This is a genomic window from Streptomyces sp. MBT65 (genome assembly GCF_016612545.1).
GTDB lineage: Bacteria > Actinomycetota > Actinomycetes > Streptomycetales > Streptomycetaceae > Streptomyces.
The window spans coordinates 1-448 of record NZ_JAENRY010000765.1 but is presented as its reverse complement, the minus strand read 5'-3'; the positions used below and the strand labels follow the sequence as shown (position 1 = coordinate 448).

Genomic DNA, 448 nt, shown 5'->3' with positions numbered 1-448 from the left:
GCTGCCGCTGGGTGATCGACGCCACCGGCCGCGCCGCCGCGATAGCGGTCCGGTGCGGGGCCCGGCGGCGGGTCCGGGACCGGCTCACAGCCCTGTACGTGCCCCTGGAAGCGGACCCGCTGGACACCGACCGCCGCTCCCTCGTCGAGTCCGACGAGGACGGCTGGTGGTACACCGCCCCGCAGCCCTCCGGCGGGCGCCTGGTCGCCTACTTCACCGACACCGACCTGCCGGCCGCCACCCACACCGCACGCCACTTCCACCGACGGATGTCGGCTACCCGCCACGTGTCCCGATGGGTCCACCGGGACGGGCCCCCGCCCACGTCACCCACCGCGCCACGCCGGGCCGCCGCGCACACGGCGCACCTGGACCGGGTGTACGGGGACGGCTGGACCGCCGCCGGTGACGCGGCGGTCGCCTTCGACCCGCTCTCCTCCCAGGGCGT

At 76.8% G+C, this 448-nt stretch carries 1 pseudogene; it reads left to right on the top strand.

Annotated elements, in window-relative coordinates:
- Window positions 1–448 (top strand): annotated as a pseudogene (locus JHN63_RS52015) (DUF3827 domain-containing protein); the annotation flags it as partial.